Annotated in this window: 16 protein-coding genes; 7 read left to right on the top strand and 9 right to left on the bottom strand. The window is 67.0% G+C overall.

The window, feature by feature from the left end; all coding sequences use genetic code 11:
* Positions 1–54: 54 nt before the first annotated feature.
* Positions 55–1,896, top strand: coding sequence for a translational GTPase TypA (typA, locus tag QE360_RS03150; protein WP_307102873.1), 1,842 nt, complete (start codon positions 55–57; stop codon positions 1,894–1,896).
* Positions 1,897–2,260: 364 nt separating this feature from the next.
* Here typA and QE360_RS03145 read toward each other — a convergent pair whose 3' ends face one another.
* The 3 genes from QE360_RS03145 to QE360_RS03135 form a co-directional block, all read right to left on the bottom strand.
* Positions 2,261–2,761 (bottom strand): hypothetical protein, encoded by a 501-nt coding sequence (locus QE360_RS03145; protein WP_309699223.1) that lies wholly within the window; start codon positions 2,759–2,761, stop codon positions 2,261–2,263.
* 135 nt (positions 2,762–2,896) lie between these two features.
* Entirely contained in the window at positions 2,897–3,784 is an 888-nt protein-coding gene (locus tag QE360_RS03140; RefSeq protein ID WP_307102875.1) for a TIGR00730 family Rossman fold protein, read from the bottom strand.
* Between the two features lie 33 nt (positions 3,785–3,817).
* Positions 3,818–4,480, bottom strand: a complete 663-nt coding sequence (locus QE360_RS03135) for an extensin family protein (protein WP_309699221.1) — start codon at positions 4,478–4,480, stop codon at positions 3,818–3,820.
* A gap of 295 nt (positions 4,481–4,775) precedes the next feature.
* Between QE360_RS03135 and QE360_RS03130 the strand changes: the two genes are divergently transcribed.
* The 5 genes from QE360_RS03130 (at position 4,776) to QE360_RS03110 (ending at position 10,669) form a co-directional block, all read left to right on the top strand.
* Entirely contained in the window at positions 4,776–5,930 is a 1,155-nt protein-coding gene (locus tag QE360_RS03130) for a phosphoserine transaminase (protein ID WP_309699219.1), read from the top strand.
* A 152-nt stretch (positions 5,931–6,082) separates the two neighbouring features.
* A complete protein-coding gene (gene serA / locus QE360_RS03125; protein ID WP_309699216.1) occupies positions 6,083–7,660 on the top strand; it encodes a phosphoglycerate dehydrogenase in 1,578 nt (525 codons plus the stop codon).
* Positions 7,661–7,776: 116 nt separating this feature from the next.
* On the top strand, positions 7,777–8,163 hold the full coding sequence (locus QE360_RS03120) for an endonuclease domain-containing protein (RefSeq protein ID WP_309699214.1): 387 nt from the start codon (positions 7,777–7,779) through the stop codon (positions 8,161–8,163).
* Positions 8,160–9,266: an ATP phosphoribosyltransferase regulatory subunit gene (locus tag QE360_RS03115; RefSeq protein ID WP_309699212.1), complete on the top strand. Its 1,107-nt coding sequence runs from the start codon at positions 8,160–8,162 to the stop codon at positions 9,264–9,266. The genes QE360_RS03120 and QE360_RS03115 overlap by 4 nt, the downstream gene beginning before the upstream one ends.
* A gap of 113 nt (positions 9,267–9,379) precedes the next feature.
* Complete coding sequence (locus tag QE360_RS03110; protein ID WP_309699210.1) at positions 9,380–10,669, top strand: adenylosuccinate synthase; 1,290 nt, start codon at positions 9,380–9,382, stop codon at positions 10,667–10,669.
* Positions 10,670–10,868: 199 nt separating this feature from the next.
* Here the strand turns inward: QE360_RS03110 and QE360_RS03105 are convergent, their stop codons facing one another.
* The 6 genes from QE360_RS03105 to QE360_RS03080 form a co-directional block, all read right to left on the bottom strand.
* Positions 10,869–11,255 carry a hypothetical protein gene (locus QE360_RS03105; protein ID WP_307102889.1) on the bottom strand — a complete coding sequence of 129 codons (387 nt, stop codon included), beginning with the start codon at positions 11,253–11,255 and terminating at the stop codon, positions 10,869–10,871.
* Positions 11,256–11,317: 62 nt separating this feature from the next.
* Positions 11,318–12,385 carry a chorismate synthase gene (gene aroC / locus QE360_RS03100; RefSeq protein ID WP_309699208.1) on the bottom strand — a complete coding sequence of 356 codons (1,068 nt, stop codon included), beginning with the start codon at positions 12,383–12,385 and terminating at the stop codon, positions 11,318–11,320.
* Entirely contained in the window at positions 12,382–12,927 is a 546-nt protein-coding gene (locus QE360_RS03095; RefSeq protein WP_309699207.1) for an N-acetyltransferase, read from the bottom strand. The genes aroC and QE360_RS03095 overlap by 4 nt, the downstream gene beginning before the upstream one ends.
* A 200-nt stretch (positions 12,928–13,127) precedes the next feature.
* Positions 13,128–13,919: an enoyl-ACP reductase FabI gene (gene fabI, locus QE360_RS03090; RefSeq protein ID WP_261269366.1), complete on the bottom strand. Its 792-nt coding sequence runs from the start codon at positions 13,917–13,919 to the stop codon at positions 13,128–13,130.
* An 8-nt stretch (positions 13,920–13,927) separates the two neighbouring features.
* Positions 13,928–14,899 carry a YihY/virulence factor BrkB family protein gene (locus QE360_RS03085; RefSeq protein ID WP_307102896.1) on the bottom strand — a complete coding sequence of 324 codons (972 nt, stop codon included), beginning with the start codon at positions 14,897–14,899 and terminating at the stop codon, positions 13,928–13,930.
* A gap of 7 nt (positions 14,900–14,906) precedes the next feature.
* Positions 14,907–15,842, bottom strand: a complete 936-nt coding sequence (locus QE360_RS03080) for a J domain-containing protein (RefSeq protein WP_309699205.1) — start codon at positions 15,840–15,842, stop codon at positions 14,907–14,909.
* Positions 15,843–15,941: 99 nt separating this feature from the next.
* Between QE360_RS03080 and QE360_RS03075 the strand changes: the two genes are divergently transcribed.
* Positions 15,942–16,187: a hypothetical protein gene (locus QE360_RS03075; protein WP_307102899.1), complete on the top strand. Its 246-nt coding sequence runs from the start codon at positions 15,942–15,944 to the stop codon at positions 16,185–16,187.
* The last annotated feature ends 77 nt before the right edge of the window (positions 16,188–16,264 follow it).

Here is a 16,264-nt window from a genome sequence, read left to right as displayed (position 1 = left end):
GCAGCTTTCGGCTATGGCGCGCGGCGACATACCCTCCGAACAAGAGAAACCTGCATGAGCCTCCGCAACGTGGCGATCATCGCGCACGTCGACCATGGCAAGACGACCCTGGTCGATCAGCTGTTCCGCCAGTCGGGCACCTTCCGTGACAACCAGCGCGTGGAAGAGCGCGCGATGGACTCCAACGACCTGGAAAAGGAGCGCGGGATCACCATTCTCGCCAAGCCGACCTCGGTCGACTGGACTCCCCCGGGCAGCGACGAGTCGATCCGCATCAACATCGTCGACACCCCCGGTCACGCCGACTTCGGCGGCGAGGTGGAGCGCATCCTCTCGATGGTCGACGGCGTCGTCCTGCTGGTCGACTCGTCGGAAGGCGCGATGCCGCAGACGAAGTTCGTGACCGGCAAGGCGCTGGCGCTCGGCCTGAAGCCGATCGTCGTCGTCAACAAGGTCGACCGTGCCGACGCGCGTATCCAGGAAGTGCTGGACGAAGTGTTCGACCTGTTCGTCTCGCTCGACGCGAATGACGAGCAGCTGGACTTCCCGGTCCTCTACGCCTCGGGCCGCAACGGCTATGCTTCGACCGACATGGACGCGCGCGAAGGCACGCTGATCCCGATGTTCGAGACGATTGTGAACCACGTCCCCGCCCCGAAGGTGGAAGTCGAGGACGTGCCCTTCACCTTCCTGGTGACTTTGCTCGACCGCGACAACTTCCTGGGTCGTATCCTGACCGGCCGCGTCAACTCGGGCACGGTCAAGCTGAACCAGGCGATCCACGCGCTCGACGCCGAGGGCAATGTGATCGAAACCGGCCGCGCGTCGAAGATCCTGTCGTTCCGCGGCCTGGACCGCGTGCCGGTCGAGGAAGCCAAGGCGGGCGACATCATCTCGCTGGCGGGTCTGGCGGTCGCCACCGTCGCGAACACCATCGCCGACACCTCGGTCACCGTGCCGCTTCAGGCGCAGCCGATCGATCCGCCCACGCTGTCGATGCGTTTCGCGGTGAACGACTCGCCGATGGCGGGCCGTGAGGGCACCAAGGTCACCAGCCGCATGATCCGCGACCGCCTGATGCGCGAAGCGGAATCGAACGTCGCGGTGAAGGTCACCGAGAGCGACGACCGCGACAGCTTCGAGGTCGCCGGTCGCGGCGAACTCCAGCTGGGCGTTCTCATCGAGACGATGCGCCGCGAAGGCTTCGAGCTGGGCATCAGCCGCCCGCGCGTGCTGTTCGGCGAGGACGAGGACGGCAAGAAGACCGAGCCGTACGAAACCGTCATCATCGACGTGGACGAGGAATATTCGGGCACGGTCGTCGAGAAGATGAACCTGCGCAAGGCCGAGATGACCGACATGCGTCCCTCGGGCGGCGGCAAGACCCGCATCACCTTCTCCGCGCCGTCGCGCGGCATGATCGGCTATCACGGCGAGTTCCTGTCGGACACGCGCGGCACCGGCATCATGAACCGCCTGTTCGAGAAGTACGGCCCCCACAAGGGCAAGATCGAGGGCCGCAAGAACGGCGTCCTGATCTCGAACGGCGCGGGCGAAGCGCAGGGCTATGCCCTGGGTCCGCTCGAAGAGCGCGGCATCCTGTTCGTCGGGCACGGCGAAGCGCTGTACGAAGGCATGATCATCGGCGAGAACGCCAAGACGGATGACCTCGAGGTCAACCCGATGAAGGCCAAGCAGCTGACCAACTTCCGCGCGTCGGGCGGCAAGGATGACGCCATCCGCCTGACCCCGCCGAAGAAGATGACGCTGGAGCAGGCCATCGCCTATATCGACGACGATGAAATGGTCGAAGTGACCCCAAAGTCGATCCGTCTGCGCAAGCGCTTCCTGGATCCCAACGAGCGCAAGCGCGCCGCGCGCTCGAAGGCGGCGTAACAGCCAGCCTGTCGGAAAGGGGGTCGGACGGAAACGTCCGGCCCTTTTTCTTTGGGGGCGGCGGCCTGTCCGAAGGAAGGACGCGGCCGCCTTCCATCACGCCTCCGATCACCGATTGCGAACAAGTTTGTTAGCGCGATAGTGTTTATCCCGATATAAAGGTCGTCATAGAGAGACGGGGAGGGGTGTCATGGCACTGGCCATTGAAATCGGTGTGAGCTGGATGGTGGGTTCGGTCGTGTTTGGCTGCGCGATCGCCCGGATGATTCCGACGACTCGCTGACGCGCGGGCGGCGTTTTCCGCCGCCCGGCTCGGTCATGAGCGGGGGCTAATGATCGGCGGGTGAGAACGGCCCGAATGGGCTCAGCGGCTGCCCGAGCGGGCGGTGGGCGCGCACCCGACCAGATCGAAGAATTGTGTGGCCGCCCGATCGCGCTGGCCCGTGTCGCCATGCCACGCCGCATCGCCCAGACCGGGAAGCAGGATGTGCGCGGGTGCCGCTCCGCCGCGCCGTGGCACCGATTCGATGACATCATAGGTGGCGGTCGTTCCGACATAGGCCATGTCGCCCAGCGGCCGGGGCCCGCCATCGGGGGAGGGCGGGTGCCAGCCGGGCCGGGTCACGTCGGTCGTGGAGGCCAGATGCTGGCGGCCGTCGGTGCCGCCGTTCCAGGGCAGCCACCAAAGGCGCCGCCCGCTATCGCCGAAGCGAATGGCCATGGCGACCCCGGCGGGCCATTCCGGGCCGCTGTCGACCGGGCGGAACGCGGCGGTCACGCTCGGCTGATGGCGCAGCACGTAGCGGGCATTCTCGACCCGGCAATGATCCGCAGCGACGAAAGCGAAAAAGGCCAGCGCAAGCATCGACGATCATCCCAAGAGGTGCCGCGATCATGCGCGACGCCGTGGGCGAAGACAATCGATTCCCGCCGCCAACGACAAAGCCCGCCTTCTTGCGAAGACGGGCTTTGGGAACCACTTTTGTCGGATTGCCGGGGTTCAGCCCCGCTCGGCTTCCTTGCGGGCGCGTTCCTCATAGAAATTGCGCACCACGTCCCACGCTTCCTCGGCGGTCTCGACATAGGTGAAGATGCCCAGGTCGCGCTCGGACACCACGCCCTCCTCGACCAGCGCCTCGAAATTGACGACGCGCTCCCAGAAGGCCCGGCCGAACAGCAGCACGGGAATGGGCTGGATCTTGCCGGTCTGGATCAGGGTCAGCAGCTCGAACAGCTCGTCGAACGTCCCGAACCCGCCCGGAAAGGCCGCCAGCGCGCGCGCATGGAGCAGGAAGTGCATCTTGCGCAGCGCGAAATAGTGGAACTGCAGGCTCAGCGAGGGCGTGACATAGGGGTTGGGCGCCTGTTCGTGCGGCAGGACGATGTTCAGGCCCACCGACTCGGCGCCGACGTCATGCGCGCCGCGATTGGCCGCCTCCATGATCGACGGGCCGCCGCCCGAGCAGACGACGAACTGCCGCATGCCCCGATCGTCGCGCGGCAGGCGGCTGGTGATCTGCGCCAGCTCGCGCGCGATGTCGTAATATTTGCTCTTGGCGACGAGATTCTCGGCGATCTTGCGCGATTTGTCGTCATGCGCCAGCTCGAGCATCGCCTGCGCCTTGGCGGGCTCGGGGATGCGCGCCGAGCCGTAGAAGACGAAGGTCGAGGCGATCTTGGCCTCTTCGAGCAGCAGCTGCGCCTTCAGCAATTCCAGCTGGAAACGGACGGGGCGAAGGTCTTCGCGCAGCAGGAAGTCCATGTCCTGAAAGGCCAGCGTATAGGCCGGGCTTTCGGTCTGCGGCGTCGAGACGATCGTCTTGGCGCTTTCGGCGTCCTGGCTGGCATTGGGGAAGACGCGGTTCGGTACTTGGGTCTTATCGGTCATTTCGGATGATGTAGGGGATCGCCGGGGCCGATGCTACCGGCAAAAATGGGCGTTATCGTCTTCCAGATGCAGGTGATTGCGGTGCGCGGCATTATAGTCGGGACTGAGCACCGTGCCGAAGCGCCGACAGGCAGACGCGCGAATCGTCGTCCAGAACTGGCGGATTTGCGGATCGCTGGAGTACCAGTCGTTCAACAGGGTGATCCGCCGCCCGTCCTTCAGCACGAAACCGCCGACATCCGCCGCATTGGCCAGCGCATGGCCCGATCGGCGATCCCCCATCCGCGTGGTGCCGACGATGTTGCGACAGGCATAGCTGCCCATCCCCTCGACCTTGACCAGTTGCGATCCCAATATCTGCCAGGCGGCGGGGGCCACGGCATTGCGCACCCATCCGGCAAAGGCGCGGGCATTGCCGCACCGCATCGCGGTGACGCCAGTCACGGGCACGCCGATATCGGTCAGCTGCACCGCGCCGTACAGGCCGCAACCCGGCCCCAGTTCCTTGTCGGGCAGGCGGCGATAGGCCACGCCCTCGCGCCGCAGATCGGCCTCGCACTGCGCGGTTTCGCGCACCGGCGGGCGATAGGGCTCGGGCCGCGAGGCCGGTTGGGTGGGGCGGTCGGGGCGGCCGCATCCCGAAAGCAGAACGGCCCCGAGAATCGGGAGGGCGAGGGAAAGGGGAACGCGAACCATGTATCCCCTTGTCCGCTGCCGCTGCGCTTTTGTCAGCCCCGATCCGGCGTGCGGAGGCGGGGTTGCGACATGCTCCGGCCCATTACCGGGCTGGCAGTCCAGCGCGGTCGCGGCGGCGTCGGGTGGCTGACGACCTCTGTCGCTGCAACCGTTTCGACATTCTTGGGAAAGGCCCGGATCGACGCAAAATTGCGCCGTTGCGATTGTGGTTGTCATCTTCGATCGACATCGCTAGGGCCGTCGACGGGCCACGCGGTCCCAACGCCGCGCGTGCTCTCTGTGAGGAGAGTCTTAAATGACTGATACGATTGCCGCCGACGCCACTCTTGCGCCCGCGAAGCCCGCCACCAAACCGGCGCGCCCCTATTTCTCCAGCGGTCCCTGCGCCAAGCCTCCCGGTTGGGAAGCGGCCAAGCTCGCGACGGACAGCCTCGGCCGTTCGCATCGCTCGAAGATCGGCAAGCAGCGGCTGCAATATTGCATCGACCTGATGCGCGAGCTGCTCAAGCTCCCCGATACCCACCGCATCGGCATCGTCCCCGGCTCCGACACCGGCGCGTTCGAGATGGCGATGTGGACCATGCTGGGCGCGCGCCCCGTCACCACCCTGGCCTGGGAAAGCTTTGGCGAGGGCTGGGTAACGGATGCGGTCAAGCAGCTGAAGCTTGATCCCACCGTCCTGCGCGCCGATTACGGCCAGATCGCCGATCTGAACGCGGTCGACTGGTCGAACGACGTGCTCTTCACCTGGAACGGCACCACCTCGGGCGTGCGCGTGCCCAATGGCGACTGGATCGCCGACGACCGCGAGGGCCTGTCCTTCGCGGATGCGACCAGCGCGGTGTTCGCCTATGACCTGCCCTGGGACAAGATCGATGTCGCGACCTTCTCGTGGCAGAAGGTGCTGGGCGGCGAGGGCGCGCACGGCGTCCTGATCCTGGGCCCCCGCGCGGTCGAGCGTCTCGAAACCTACACCCCCGCCTGGCCGCTGCCCAAGGTGTTCCGCCTGGTGTCGAAGGGCAAGCTGGCCGAGGGCGTCTTCAAGGGCGAGACGATCAACACGCCGTCCATGCTCGCCGTCGAGGACGCGATCTTCGCGCTCGAATGGGGCAAGGGCCTGGGCGGCGCGGCGGCGCTGGTCAAGCGTTCGGACGCCAATGCGGCGGCGCTGAACAAGATTGTCGAAGAGCGCGACTGGCTGGGCCATCTCGCGGCCGATCCGGCGATCCGCTCGACCACCAGCGTCTGCCTGACGGTCGAGGGCGCGGATGAGGCGGTCATCAAGAAGATGGCCGCGCTGCTGGAGGCCGAAGGCGCCGCCTATGACGTGGCGGGTTACCGCGACGCGCCCGCGGGCCTGCGCATCTGGTGCGGGGCCACGGTCGAGACCGCCGATATCGAGGCGCTCGGCCCCTGGCTCGACTGGGCCTACGCCACCGCCAAGGCCTGACCCTTCTAAAGCCCTCTCCCCGCCGGGGAGAGGGTGGGGTGAGGGGTGGCACTAGGCTGATCCGCAAATGGATCGCCCAGCCCCAACCCCTCACCCCGACCCTCTCCCCAGCGGGGAGAGGGAGCTATTCCCCTATTCCCGGAGCAATCCCCATGCCCAAAGTTCTCATCAGCGACAAAATGGACCCCAAGGCCGCCCAGATCTTCCGCGAGCGCGGGGTCGAGGTGGACGAGATCACCGACAAGACGCCGGACGAGCTGAAGGCGATCATCGGCCAGTATGACGGCCTGGCGATCCGCAGCTCGACCAAGGTCACCAAGGACATCCTCGAGCACGCGACCAATTTGAAGGTCGTCGGCCGCGCCGGGATCGGTGTCGATAACGTCGACATCCCCGCCGCCAGCGCCAAGGGCGTGGTGGTGATGAACACCCCGTTCGGCAACTCGATCACCACCGCCGAGCACGCCATCGCGTTGATGTTCGCGCTCGCCCGCCAGCTGCCCGAGGCCGATGCTTCGACCCAGGCCGGCAAGTGGGAGAAGAACCGCTTCATGGGCGTCGAACTCACGTCCAAGACGCTGGGCCTGATCGGCGCGGGCAATATCGGCTCGATCGTCGCCGACCGCGCGCTGGGCCTGCGGATGAAGGTCGTCGCCTTCGACCCGTTCCTGACGCCCGAGCGCGCGCTGGAAATGGGCGTCGAAAAGGTGACGCTGGACGAACTGCTCGCCCGTGCCGACTTCATCACGCTGCACACGCCGCTGACCGACCAGACCCGCAACATCCTGTCGGCCGAGAATCTCGCCAAGACCAAGAAGGGCGTGCGGATCATCAACTGCGCGCGTGGCGGCCTGGTCGATGAGGAGGCGCTGAAGGCAGGCCTCGATTCGGGTCATATCGCGGGCGCGGCGCTCGACGTGTTCAAGGTGGAGCCCGCCAAGGAGAGCCCGCTCTTCGGCACGCCGAACTTCATCTCGACCCCGCATCTCGGCGCGTCGACCACCGAGGCGCAGGTCAATGTCGCGATCCAGGTCGCCGAGCAGATGGCCGATTTCCTGGTGTCGGGCGGCGTCACCAACGCGCTCAACATGCCCAGCCTGTCGGCCGAGGAGGCCCCCAAGCTGAAGCCGTATATGGCGCTCGCCGAAAAGCTCGGCGCGCTGGTCGGCCAGCTGACGACGGGTGCGATCGCGCGCATCTCGGTCCATACCGAGGGTGCGGCGGCCGACCTCAACGCCAAGCCGATGGTCAGCGCGGTGCTGGCCGGGTTCCTGCGCAACCAGACCGACACGGTCAACATGGTCAACGCGCCGCTGCTCGCCCGCGATCGCGGTGTCGAGGTGCGTGAAGTGCGGACCGAGCGCGAAGGCGATTACCACACGCTGCTGCGTGTGTCGGTCAAGACGGCGGACGGCGAGCGCTCGGTCGCGGGCACGCTGTTCGGCGATCAGGCCCCGCGCCTGGTCGAGCTGTTCGGCATCAAGGTCGAGGCCGATCTGGCCGGGCCGATGCTGTACGTCGTCAACGAGGACGCGCCGGGCTTCATCGGCCGCCTGGGCACCACGCTGGGCGAGGCAGGCGTCAATATCGGCACCTTTCACCTCGGCCGCCGCTCGGCGGGCGGCGAGGCGGTGCTGCTGCTCTCGGTCGACGAGGCGGTGGACGCGGACCTGCTTGCCAAGGTCAAGGCGCTGCCGGGCGTGAAGACCGCGATGGGCCTGGTGTTCTGATCGGTTGAGGTAAAAAAAGAGCCCTCTCCCCCTCGGGGAGAGGGTTGGGTGAGGGGCGGGGGCTGGGCACAAACGTCTCGCCTTAGCCCCCGCCCCTCACCCCGCCCCTCTCCCCAGTGGGGAGAGGGAGTGGTACGTTCCCCAAAACGGGGAGCTATCATAATGCAGACCGATCCGGTCCTCCGCGACCATGCCCGCGCCATGCGTCGCGAGATGACGGAACCCGAAAGCGCCTTTGGCTCATCCTGCGCGACCGCCGCTTCCACGGAATCAAATTCTCCCGCCAAGTCCCGATCGGCCCTTATATCGCCGACTTCGCCGCGCGGTCCCACAAGCTGGTCATCGAGGTTGACGGCGATACGCATAGCGACCAATCACGCGATGCCCGTCGTACGGCATGGCTGGCGCAAGCGGGATACCAGGTGATCCGGTTTCCCAATGCGGACGTCATGACCAACCCCGACGGCGTGGCGCACACGCTGATGAACAGGCTTATTCGATGACCGCGCTCCTTCCCGAAGGCTATCACGACCGTCTTCCGCCCTATGCCGATGCCGCTGCATCGGTCGAGGCGCGGGTGCTGGAGGCGGCGCGGCTGCATGGCTATGAGCGCGCCGATCCGCCGTCGATCGAATTCGCCGAGGCGCTGGGCTCGCGGTTGAAGGCGGGGGGGCTGCATGACGCCGTGCGCTTCGTCGATCCGGTGTCGCAGCGCACGCTCGCCATCCGGCCCGACCTGACCGCGCAGGTGGCGCGGATCGCCGCCACGCGCATGGGGCATCACCCGCGCCCGGTCCGGCTGTCCTATGCGGGCACCGTCGTGCGCCTGCGCGGCTCCGAACTCGCGCCCGCGCGCGAGTGGCGGCAGATCGGGGCGGAGCTGATCGGGCTCGATTCGACGGCGGCGGCGACCGAGGTGGTGCGCGTCGCGGTCGAGGCCCTGGTCGCGGCGGGGACGACCGGCATTTCGATCGACTTCACCCTGCCCGATCTGGTCGACCTGCTGGCCGCCGGGCCGTTGCCGGTCGCGGGCGACCAGGTGGCGGCGCTTCGCGATCGGCTGGATGCCAAGGATGCGGGCGGCGTCGCAGCGATCGCACCCGCCTATCTGCCGCTGGTCGAGGCAGCCGGGCCGTTCGCGACCGCGATGGAGCGGCTGCGAGCATTTGATACCCAGGGCGTACTCGCCAGCCGCCTGGACGCGCTGGAGGCAATTGCCGCCGCTTTGGGCGAGGGGGTGTCGATGACGCTCGACCCAACCGAGCGGCACGGCTTTGAATTCCAGAGCTGGCTGGGCTTCTCGCTGTTTGTCGCGGGCCCCCCGCGCGAGGTGGGACGCGGCGGCACCTATACCATTTTTCACGAGGACGGTGCCGAGGAGAAGGCGACCGGCTTCTCGCTCTATGCCGACGCCATCGTCGCCACCGCCCCGCCGACCGAGCGGCGGCGGCTGTTCCTTCCCTTCGGCACCGCGCCTGCGACGGGCGCCTCGCTCCGCGCGCAGGGTTGGGTAACGGTGCAGGCGCTGGAGGAGGGGGACACCCCGCAGGCACAGCTTTGCACCCATATCCTCGACGGCGGCGCGCCGCGCGCCATCGCCGGTTGACATCAGGGGCCGCGTCCCGCTAGGCGCGCCCCGCACATCATTGGAAACCCCCCTCGCGCCGAGTCCTGTCGAAGGGCGCATGGGGTCCGTCCGGCAGGCGGAGCATAGCATCCATGGCAAATGTAGCAGTCATCGGCGCGCAATGGGGCGACGAAGGCAAGGGCAAGATCGTCGACTGGCTGGCCGAGCGCGCCGACATGGTCGTCCGCTTCCAGGGCGGGCATAATGCCGGTCACACGCTGGTCGTCGGCGAGAATGTCTACAAGCTGTCGCTGCTTCCCTCGGGCATCGTGCGCGGCACCCCCAGCGTCATCGGCAACGGCGTCGTCCTCGACCCCTGGGCGCTGAAGGCGGAGATCGAGCGTCTTGCCGAGCAGGGCGTCCATGCGTCGCCGGAGACGCTGCGCGTCGCCGACAACTGCCCGCTGATCCTCCCCATCCACCGCGATCTCGACGGTCTGCGCGAGGATGCGAGCGGCGCGGGCAAGATCGGCACCACGCGCCGCGGCATCGGCCCGGCCTATGAGGACAAGGTCGGACGCCGCGCGATCCGCGTGTGCGATCTGGCGCATCTGGATGACCTGGGGCCGCAGCTCGACCGTCTCTGCGCGCATCATGACGCGCTGCGCGCCGGGTTCGGCGAGCCGCCGATCGATCGCGAGCGGCTGCTGGCCGATCTGCGCGAGATCGCCGATTTCGTCCTGCCCTTCGCCAAGCCGGTGTGGCGCGACCTCAACGAGGCGCGAGCCGGCGGCAAGCGCATCCTGTTCGAGGGTGCGCAGGGCGTGCTGCTCGACATCGATCACGGCACCTATCCCTTCGTCACCTCGTCCAACACCATTGCGGGTGCGGCGGCGGGCGGCTCGGGCCTGGGGCCGTCGGGCGTCGGCTTCGTGCTGGGCATCGCCAAGGCCTATACCACCCGCGTCGGATCGGGCCCGTTCCCGACCGAGCTGGAGGACGAGACCGGCCAGCGGCTGGGCGAGCGCGGGCATGAGTTCGGCACCGTCACGGGCCGCAAGCGGCGTTGCGGCTGGTTCGACTCGGTGCTGGTGCGCCAGTCGGCGGCGGTCGGCGGCATCACCGGCATCGCGCTGACCAAGATCGACGTGCTCGACGGGTTCGATGAGGTGAAGATCTGCGTCGGCTACAAGCTGGGCGACCAGACGCTCGATTATTATCCGACCCATGCGGCGGACCAGGCCAAGGTCGTTCCCGTCTATGAGACAATGGAAGGCTGGCAGGAATCGACCGCGGGCGCGCGCAGCTGGGCCGACCTGCCTGCCCAGGCGATCAAATATATCCGGCGGATCGAGGAATTGATCCGCTGCCCGGTGGCGCTGGTTTCGACCAGCCCGGAGCGGGAGGACACGATCCTGGTTCGCGATCCGTTCGCGGATTGATCTGGAAGGCCCCGGCGAGAGTCGGGGCCTTTTTTGGGGCGTGGCCTTCGACTTCGCTCAGGCTGAACGGAGCGGAGGGCAAGACCTTCCAAAACATCCGTTCAGCCTGAGCGAAGTCGAAGGCCACGCGCCCACCCAAACAAAAGACCCGGCCGCTCGCGCGACCGGGTCTTTTCCGTAGTGACGAACCCAAAAGGGGTTACATGCCGCCGCTGCTGCCCGGCGGGGTGGTGGTGCCGCCCGTCGTGCCGCTGCCTGCCGAGCCGCTGGTGGTCGGGTCGCTGCCCAGCGTGCCGCTGCCCGTGGTCGTCGACGAGCCCGTGGTGTCGGGCATGGTCGAGGGGGTGTTGACCGTGCTGTCGGGCGTGGTCGTCCGGCTGCGGCTCTTGCTGCGCGTGGTCGAGCGGGTGGTGGTGCTCGGCGTCGTGCTCATCGTGTCGCCGGGCTGGCCCATCGTCTGTCCGGGCGCCTGGCCCGGCATGGTCGTCTGACCCGACATCGTGCCCGTCGTGCCGCCCGTGACCTGCGCCATGCCGGCGGCGGGGATCAAAAGGGCACCGGCTGCGATCATATGCATGTAACGCATTGATTCTCTCCTGCTTTATTCTCGCAATGGTTAACGAGGCAGGAGAACGTCCGTTCCTCTATTTAACCACACTGGCCGCGATGAAGCAACGCCTGATCGGCTAAAACCAGCGCGACCATCGACTCCACAACCGGAACGCCGCGAATGCCCACACAGGGATCATGACGGCCCTTGGTCGCGATCTGCGTTTCCTCGCCGGTGCGGGTGATGGTGTCGACGGGGGTCAGGATCGAGCTGGTCGGCTTGAACGCGACGCGCATCGTCACCGGCTGGCCGGTGGCGATCCCGCCTGCGATCCCGCCCGCATGATTGGCCAGGAAGCGCGGGCCGCCATTGCCGCTGCGCATCGGGTCGGCATTCTGCTCCCCGGTCAGCGCGGCGGCGGTGAACCCGTCGCCGATCTCGAAACCCTTGACCGCATTGATGCTCATGCAGGCCGAGGCGAGTTCGCTGTCCAGCTTGGCATAGAGCGGCGCGCCCCAGCCCGCAGGCACGCCGGTCGCCTCGCACGCGACGACCGCACCGACCGAGGAGCCCGACTTGCGCGCGCCGTCCACGATCGCTTCCCAGCGTTCCGCCGCCGCCGCATCGGGGCAGAAGAACGGGTTCGCGTCGATCTGCGCATCGTCAAAAGCGTCATAGTCGATCCGGTCGCCGCCGATCGACTCGACCCAGGCGCGGATGCGGACCTGCGGGATCACCGCCCGCGCGACCGCGCCCGCCGCGACCCGCGCCGCCGTCTCGCGCGCCGAGGAGCGCCCGCCGCCGCGATAGTCGCGAAAGCCGTATTTCGCGTCATAGGCATAATCGGCATGGCCGGGGCGATAGGCGAGCGCGACGTTGGAATAGTCCTTCGACCGCTGGTCGACATTCTCGATCATCAGGCTGATCGGGGTGCCGGTGGTCTTGCCCTCGAACACGCCGGACAGGATGCGGACCTGATCGGGCTCGCGCCGCTGGGTGGTGAAGCGGCTGGTGCCCGGACGGCGCTTGTCGAGCCAGGGCTGGATGTCCTCCTCGGACAGCGCGATCCCCGGCGGGCACCCGTCGACCACCGCGCCCAGCGCCGGGCCATGGCTTTCGCCCCAGGTGGTGAAGCGGAACAGGCGGCCGAAACTGTTGAAACTCATGCTGCGTCTCCAAGCCGGGCGAAGGCGGGGGCATGGGCGGCGGCGCCCCGCACGCCGCAGGGGATCAGTCCGCCTTGCAGCGGCACCGCCAGGAAATAATCGCCCGCATAGGGGCTGTCGAAACCGCGCGCCACGTCCGCCGCAAAGCCGAACCGTCCGTAAAAGGCGGGATCCCCCAGCGCGAAGCACAGGACGACGCCCTCCTGCTCCAGCCGCTCGATCCCCGCGGCGACCAGCGCCTCGCCGACGCCCTGTTGCCGCCAGTCGCGCGCGACGGCGATCGGGGCGAGCGCGACCGCGTTGATCGGCTTGCCGCCGATCTCGACGTTCATGCGGCTGAAGGCGATCGCGCCGACCAGCGCGTCCGTCGCCTCGTCGATCGCGACCAGCATCAGCACCATGTCGCCCTCGACGCACAGGTCGCGGACCAGTGCGGCTTCGGCGGGGGCGGGGAAGCTGGCGACCAGCAGCGCGTCGAGCGCGGCGACGTCCTGCCCCTGCGCAGGGCGGATGGTGATGGCAGCGTTGGGCTGTTCGGACATGGGTTCGTCTTTAGCGAGGTCGCAGCGGAAGACGCGATAGATAATGTTGGCCGCTATTCCTCCCCTGGAAGGGGAGGTGGCAGGGCGCAGCCCTGACGGAGGGGTGTAGCCGGTGGAGAGGAAGGGCTTCGCTCGCAGAGCGCGACACCCCTCCACCAGCTTCGCTGGTCCCCCTCCCCTTGCAGGGGAGGAAGCGTTGATTACGCCAGCGCGATGTCGGGCGCGTCCTCGGCCTTCATGCCGATGACATTATACCCGGCATCGACATGGTGGATCTCACCGGTCACGCCCGACGACAGGTCGGACAGCATGTACAGGCCAGCACCGCCCACGTCCTCGATCGTCACGGTGCGACGCAGCGGCGAGTTCAGCTCGTTCCACTTGAGGATATAGTTGAAGTCGCCGATGCCGCGCGCGGCCAGCGTCTGGATCGGACCCGCCGAGATCGCGTTGATGCGGATATTTTCCGGACCCAGATCGACCGCGAGATACTTCACGCTCGTCTCCAGCGCCGCCTTGGCCACGCCCATGACGTTGTAGTGCGGGATGACCTTTTCCGCGCCATAATAGGTCAGCGTCAGGATCGAGCCGCCCTCGGGCATCATCGTGCGCGCGCGCTGGGCGACCGCGACCAGCGAATAGGCCGAGATGTTCATGGTCATCAGGAAATTGTCGAGCGTCGTGTCGTAATAGCGCCCGCGCAGCTGCGACTTGTCGGAAAAGCCGATAGCATGGACGACGAAGTCGATCGTCGGCCATTCCGCCTTCAGGTCCTCGAACAATTTGTCGAGCGACTCCATCTCGGAGACGTCGCAGTCGAACAGGCGCGCCACGCCCAGCTGTTCCGCCAGCGGGCGGACCCGCTTTTCCATCGCCGCGCCCTGATACGAAAAGGCGAGCTCCGCGCCCGCCTCCGAAAGCTGCTTGGCGATGCCCCAGGCCAGCGACTTGTCATTGGCCAGGCCCATGATGAGCCCCCGCTTGCCTGCCATCAATCCGTTCACGCCGTTACCGCTCCTGCCGGTTCGCTGTCTTCAATCGCCCTCTCTAGCGCCGGTTCGGGCGGTTCCGCCAGTGCCGCGTTCAAATGAGCGCCGAAAACCAGCCCCAGGCCGATCAGATAGAAGAACAGCAGCATCACGACGACGCCCGCCAGGCTGCCATAGGTCAGGTCGTATCCGCCCAGTTGCGACAGCGCCCAGGGCAGCAGCGCGGTCATGCTGACCCACCAGACGGCGGTGAACAGCGCGCCAGGCCATTTGCGGCAGTTGCTCTCGCGATATTTGGAAGGGGTGACCGAATAGAACAGCATATAGAGCGCGCCGAACATCACCGCGCCGGGGATCAGCCGCGACAGCCCGACCCAGCCGGCGACATTCTGCGCGAAGGGGACGAGGCGATAGATGAACTGCTCGGCGGCGGTCAGGATACCAGCCGCCAGGAAGGAGAGCAGCGCGATGACGACCGAGGCGATGATGACCAAAGTCGAGGACAGCCGCGATCGCCAGAAGGCCGCCGTCGCCTTCACGCCGTAGGCCCGGTGGAAGATGTCGCGGATCGTCTCGATGAAGCCGCCCACCGTCCACAGCCCGACCAGCCCGCCCAGCCAGAGCAGCGAGCCCGTCCGCGCCGCCAGCACGTCGCGGATCGGCTTGCGCAACAGGTCGCTGACATCGGGGGGCAGGACGTGCAGGAAGCTCTCGACCGCATGCTGCGTCTCGTTGCTCTGCCCGAACAGCGAGAGGAGGGCGGCCGTCGTGATGAAGAACGGGAACACCGTCATCAACGCCAGATAGGCCAGGTTGCCCGCATGGATGAACCCGTCGTTGAAGACGCCGATCGAGGTCCGCTTCAGGATCTCGAACGCGTACGAACCCGGCCGGACCTTGGCGAGTTGCCGGTCCAGCCCGGTTCGGGCCTTGCCCCTGTGATGCGCGCGGTCTTCGGGGGTCAGGCCATTCGGGTCGTTCATGAAACGATCAGACGCCCAGCGCGGCCCTCGGGTTCCTGTCGTCGCTCCATTCGGCCGCGAAGCGTTGCAAGGCTGCATCATCGGCCGGAATGTCGATGATCAGCGTGATGAGCTGATCGCCGCGTCCGCCATCCTTGCGGTGGAAACCTTTTCCCTTCAATCGCAATGTTTTGCCCGAGCTGGTGCCCGGCGGCACGGTCAGCATTACGGGGCGCTCGACGGTGGGAACCTTCACCTTGCCGCCCAGCACCGCCTCGCCCAGCGAGATGGGCAGGTCGAGCCGGACATCGTCGCCGTCGCGGATGAAGAAGGCGTGCGGGCTGACCTCGATCGCGACGATCGCATCGCCCGCGCCGCCTGGACCCGGCTCGCCCTTGCCCGCCAGACGCATCTGCGTGCCCGTCTCGACTCCGGCGGGCAGCTTCAGGTCGATCGTCTTGTTGTCGCCCAGCGTTACCCGCTGCGGGCTGAGCGTCGCGGCGTCGATGAAGGGCACCTTGAGCGCATAGGTGATCGTGTTGCCCTTGGGCGCCTCGCGACGGCCGCCGCCGCCGAAACCGCCAAAGCCGCCGCTGAATCCGCCGCGCCGCGCGCCGCCGAACATCCCCTCGAAGATGTCGGACATGTCCGCACCCTCGCCGCCAAAGTCGAACTGCTGGCGAAAGCCGCCTCCGCCGGGACGCGGACCCGCGCCGCCACCGAAGCCAAAGGGCGCGGCGGGGTTGCCGTCGCCGTCGATCTCGCCCCGGTCGAACCGGGCGCGCTTGTCCTTGTCGTTCAGCAGGTCATAGGCGTTGGTCACCTGGCTGAACTTTTCCGCCGCCTTGGGATTGTCCTTGTTGCGGTCGGGATGCAGTTCCTTCGCCAGCTTGCGATAGGCTTTCTTGATATCGGCTTCGCTGGCCGTGCGGCTTACGCCCAGCGTCTGATATGGATCGGCCACTCTTGTCCCCGTTGCCAGTGTATTACCGATCTATGTGGGGAAGTCCGCACCGGAGCGCAATCCGTCTCCCATGCGTTGCAGCATCGAAGGAGACGGATCATGACCCAGCCGATGCAGGCGACCGGCAAAGACGGCAAGATGGGCGACGCCAAGAAGGGCGCCCCCGACGGCGTATCCGACGCGCCCGGCAAGCATGGCGGCGAAAGCCAGGGCGGCGGTTACGAAGGCGTGCCCGAGCGCGAGGGCGATTTCCACGGCGGCCAGAGCGGTGCGGCCTATCACGGCACGGGCGGCCATCCCGACCCCGACAAGGACAATCCCAATGCGGTGACGGAAGAGGGCTAAAACCCCAACCCCCGTTCAGCGATGCCTGTTCTTCCCTCGCCCCTGTCCAGGGGAGAGGGAAGAAGCCATCCCGAATG

It is taken from the genome of Sphingomonas sp. SORGH_AS_0789 (assembly GCF_031453055.1).
Classification (GTDB): domain Bacteria; phylum Pseudomonadota; class Alphaproteobacteria; order Sphingomonadales; family Sphingomonadaceae; genus Sphingomonas.
The sequence above is the reverse complement of the archived record's forward strand: the minus strand, read 5'-3'. Positions and strand labels throughout refer to the sequence as shown.

Bases quoted from the DNA above. Each gene is read 5' to 3' on its own strand.
- typA (WP_307102873.1), top strand. From the start codon at position 55: ATGAGCCTCCGCAACGTGGCGATCATCGCGCACGTCGACCATGGCAAG.
- QE360_RS03145 (WP_309699223.1), bottom strand. From the start codon at position 2,761: ATGCTTGCGCTGGCCTTTTTCGCTTTCGTCGCTGCGGATCATTGCCGG.
- QE360_RS03140 (WP_307102875.1), bottom strand. From the start codon at position 3,784: ATGACCGATAAGACCCAAGTACCGAACCGCGTCTTCCCCAATGCCAGC.
- QE360_RS03135 (WP_309699221.1), bottom strand. From the start codon at position 4,480: ATGGTTCGCGTTCCCCTTTCCCTCGCCCTCCCGATTCTCGGGGCCGTT.
- QE360_RS03130 (WP_309699219.1), top strand. From the start codon at position 4,776: ATGACTGATACGATTGCCGCCGACGCCACTCTTGCGCCCGCGAAGCCC.
- serA (WP_309699216.1), top strand. From the start codon at position 6,083: ATGCCCAAAGTTCTCATCAGCGACAAAATGGACCCCAAGGCCGCCCAG.
- QE360_RS03115 (WP_309699212.1), top strand. From the start codon at position 8,160: ATGACCGCGCTCCTTCCCGAAGGCTATCACGACCGTCTTCCGCCCTAT.
- QE360_RS03110 (WP_309699210.1), top strand. From the start codon at position 9,380: ATGGCAAATGTAGCAGTCATCGGCGCGCAATGGGGCGACGAAGGCAAG.
- QE360_RS03105 (WP_307102889.1), bottom strand. From the start codon at position 11,255: ATGCGTTACATGCATATGATCGCAGCCGGTGCCCTTTTGATCCCCGCC.
- aroC (WP_309699208.1), bottom strand. From the start codon at position 12,385: ATGAGTTTCAACAGTTTCGGCCGCCTGTTCCGCTTCACCACCTGGGGC.
- QE360_RS03095 (WP_309699207.1), bottom strand. From the start codon at position 12,927: ATGTCCGAACAGCCCAACGCTGCCATCACCATCCGCCCTGCGCAGGGG.
- fabI (WP_261269366.1), bottom strand. From the start codon at position 13,919: ATGGCAGGCAAGCGGGGGCTCATCATGGGCCTGGCCAATGACAAGTCG.
- QE360_RS03085 (WP_307102896.1), bottom strand. From the start codon at position 14,899: ATGAACGACCCGAATGGCCTGACCCCCGAAGACCGCGCGCATCACAGG.
- QE360_RS03075 (WP_307102899.1), top strand. From the start codon at position 15,942: ATGACCCAGCCGATGCAGGCGACCGGCAAAGACGGCAAGATGGGCGAC.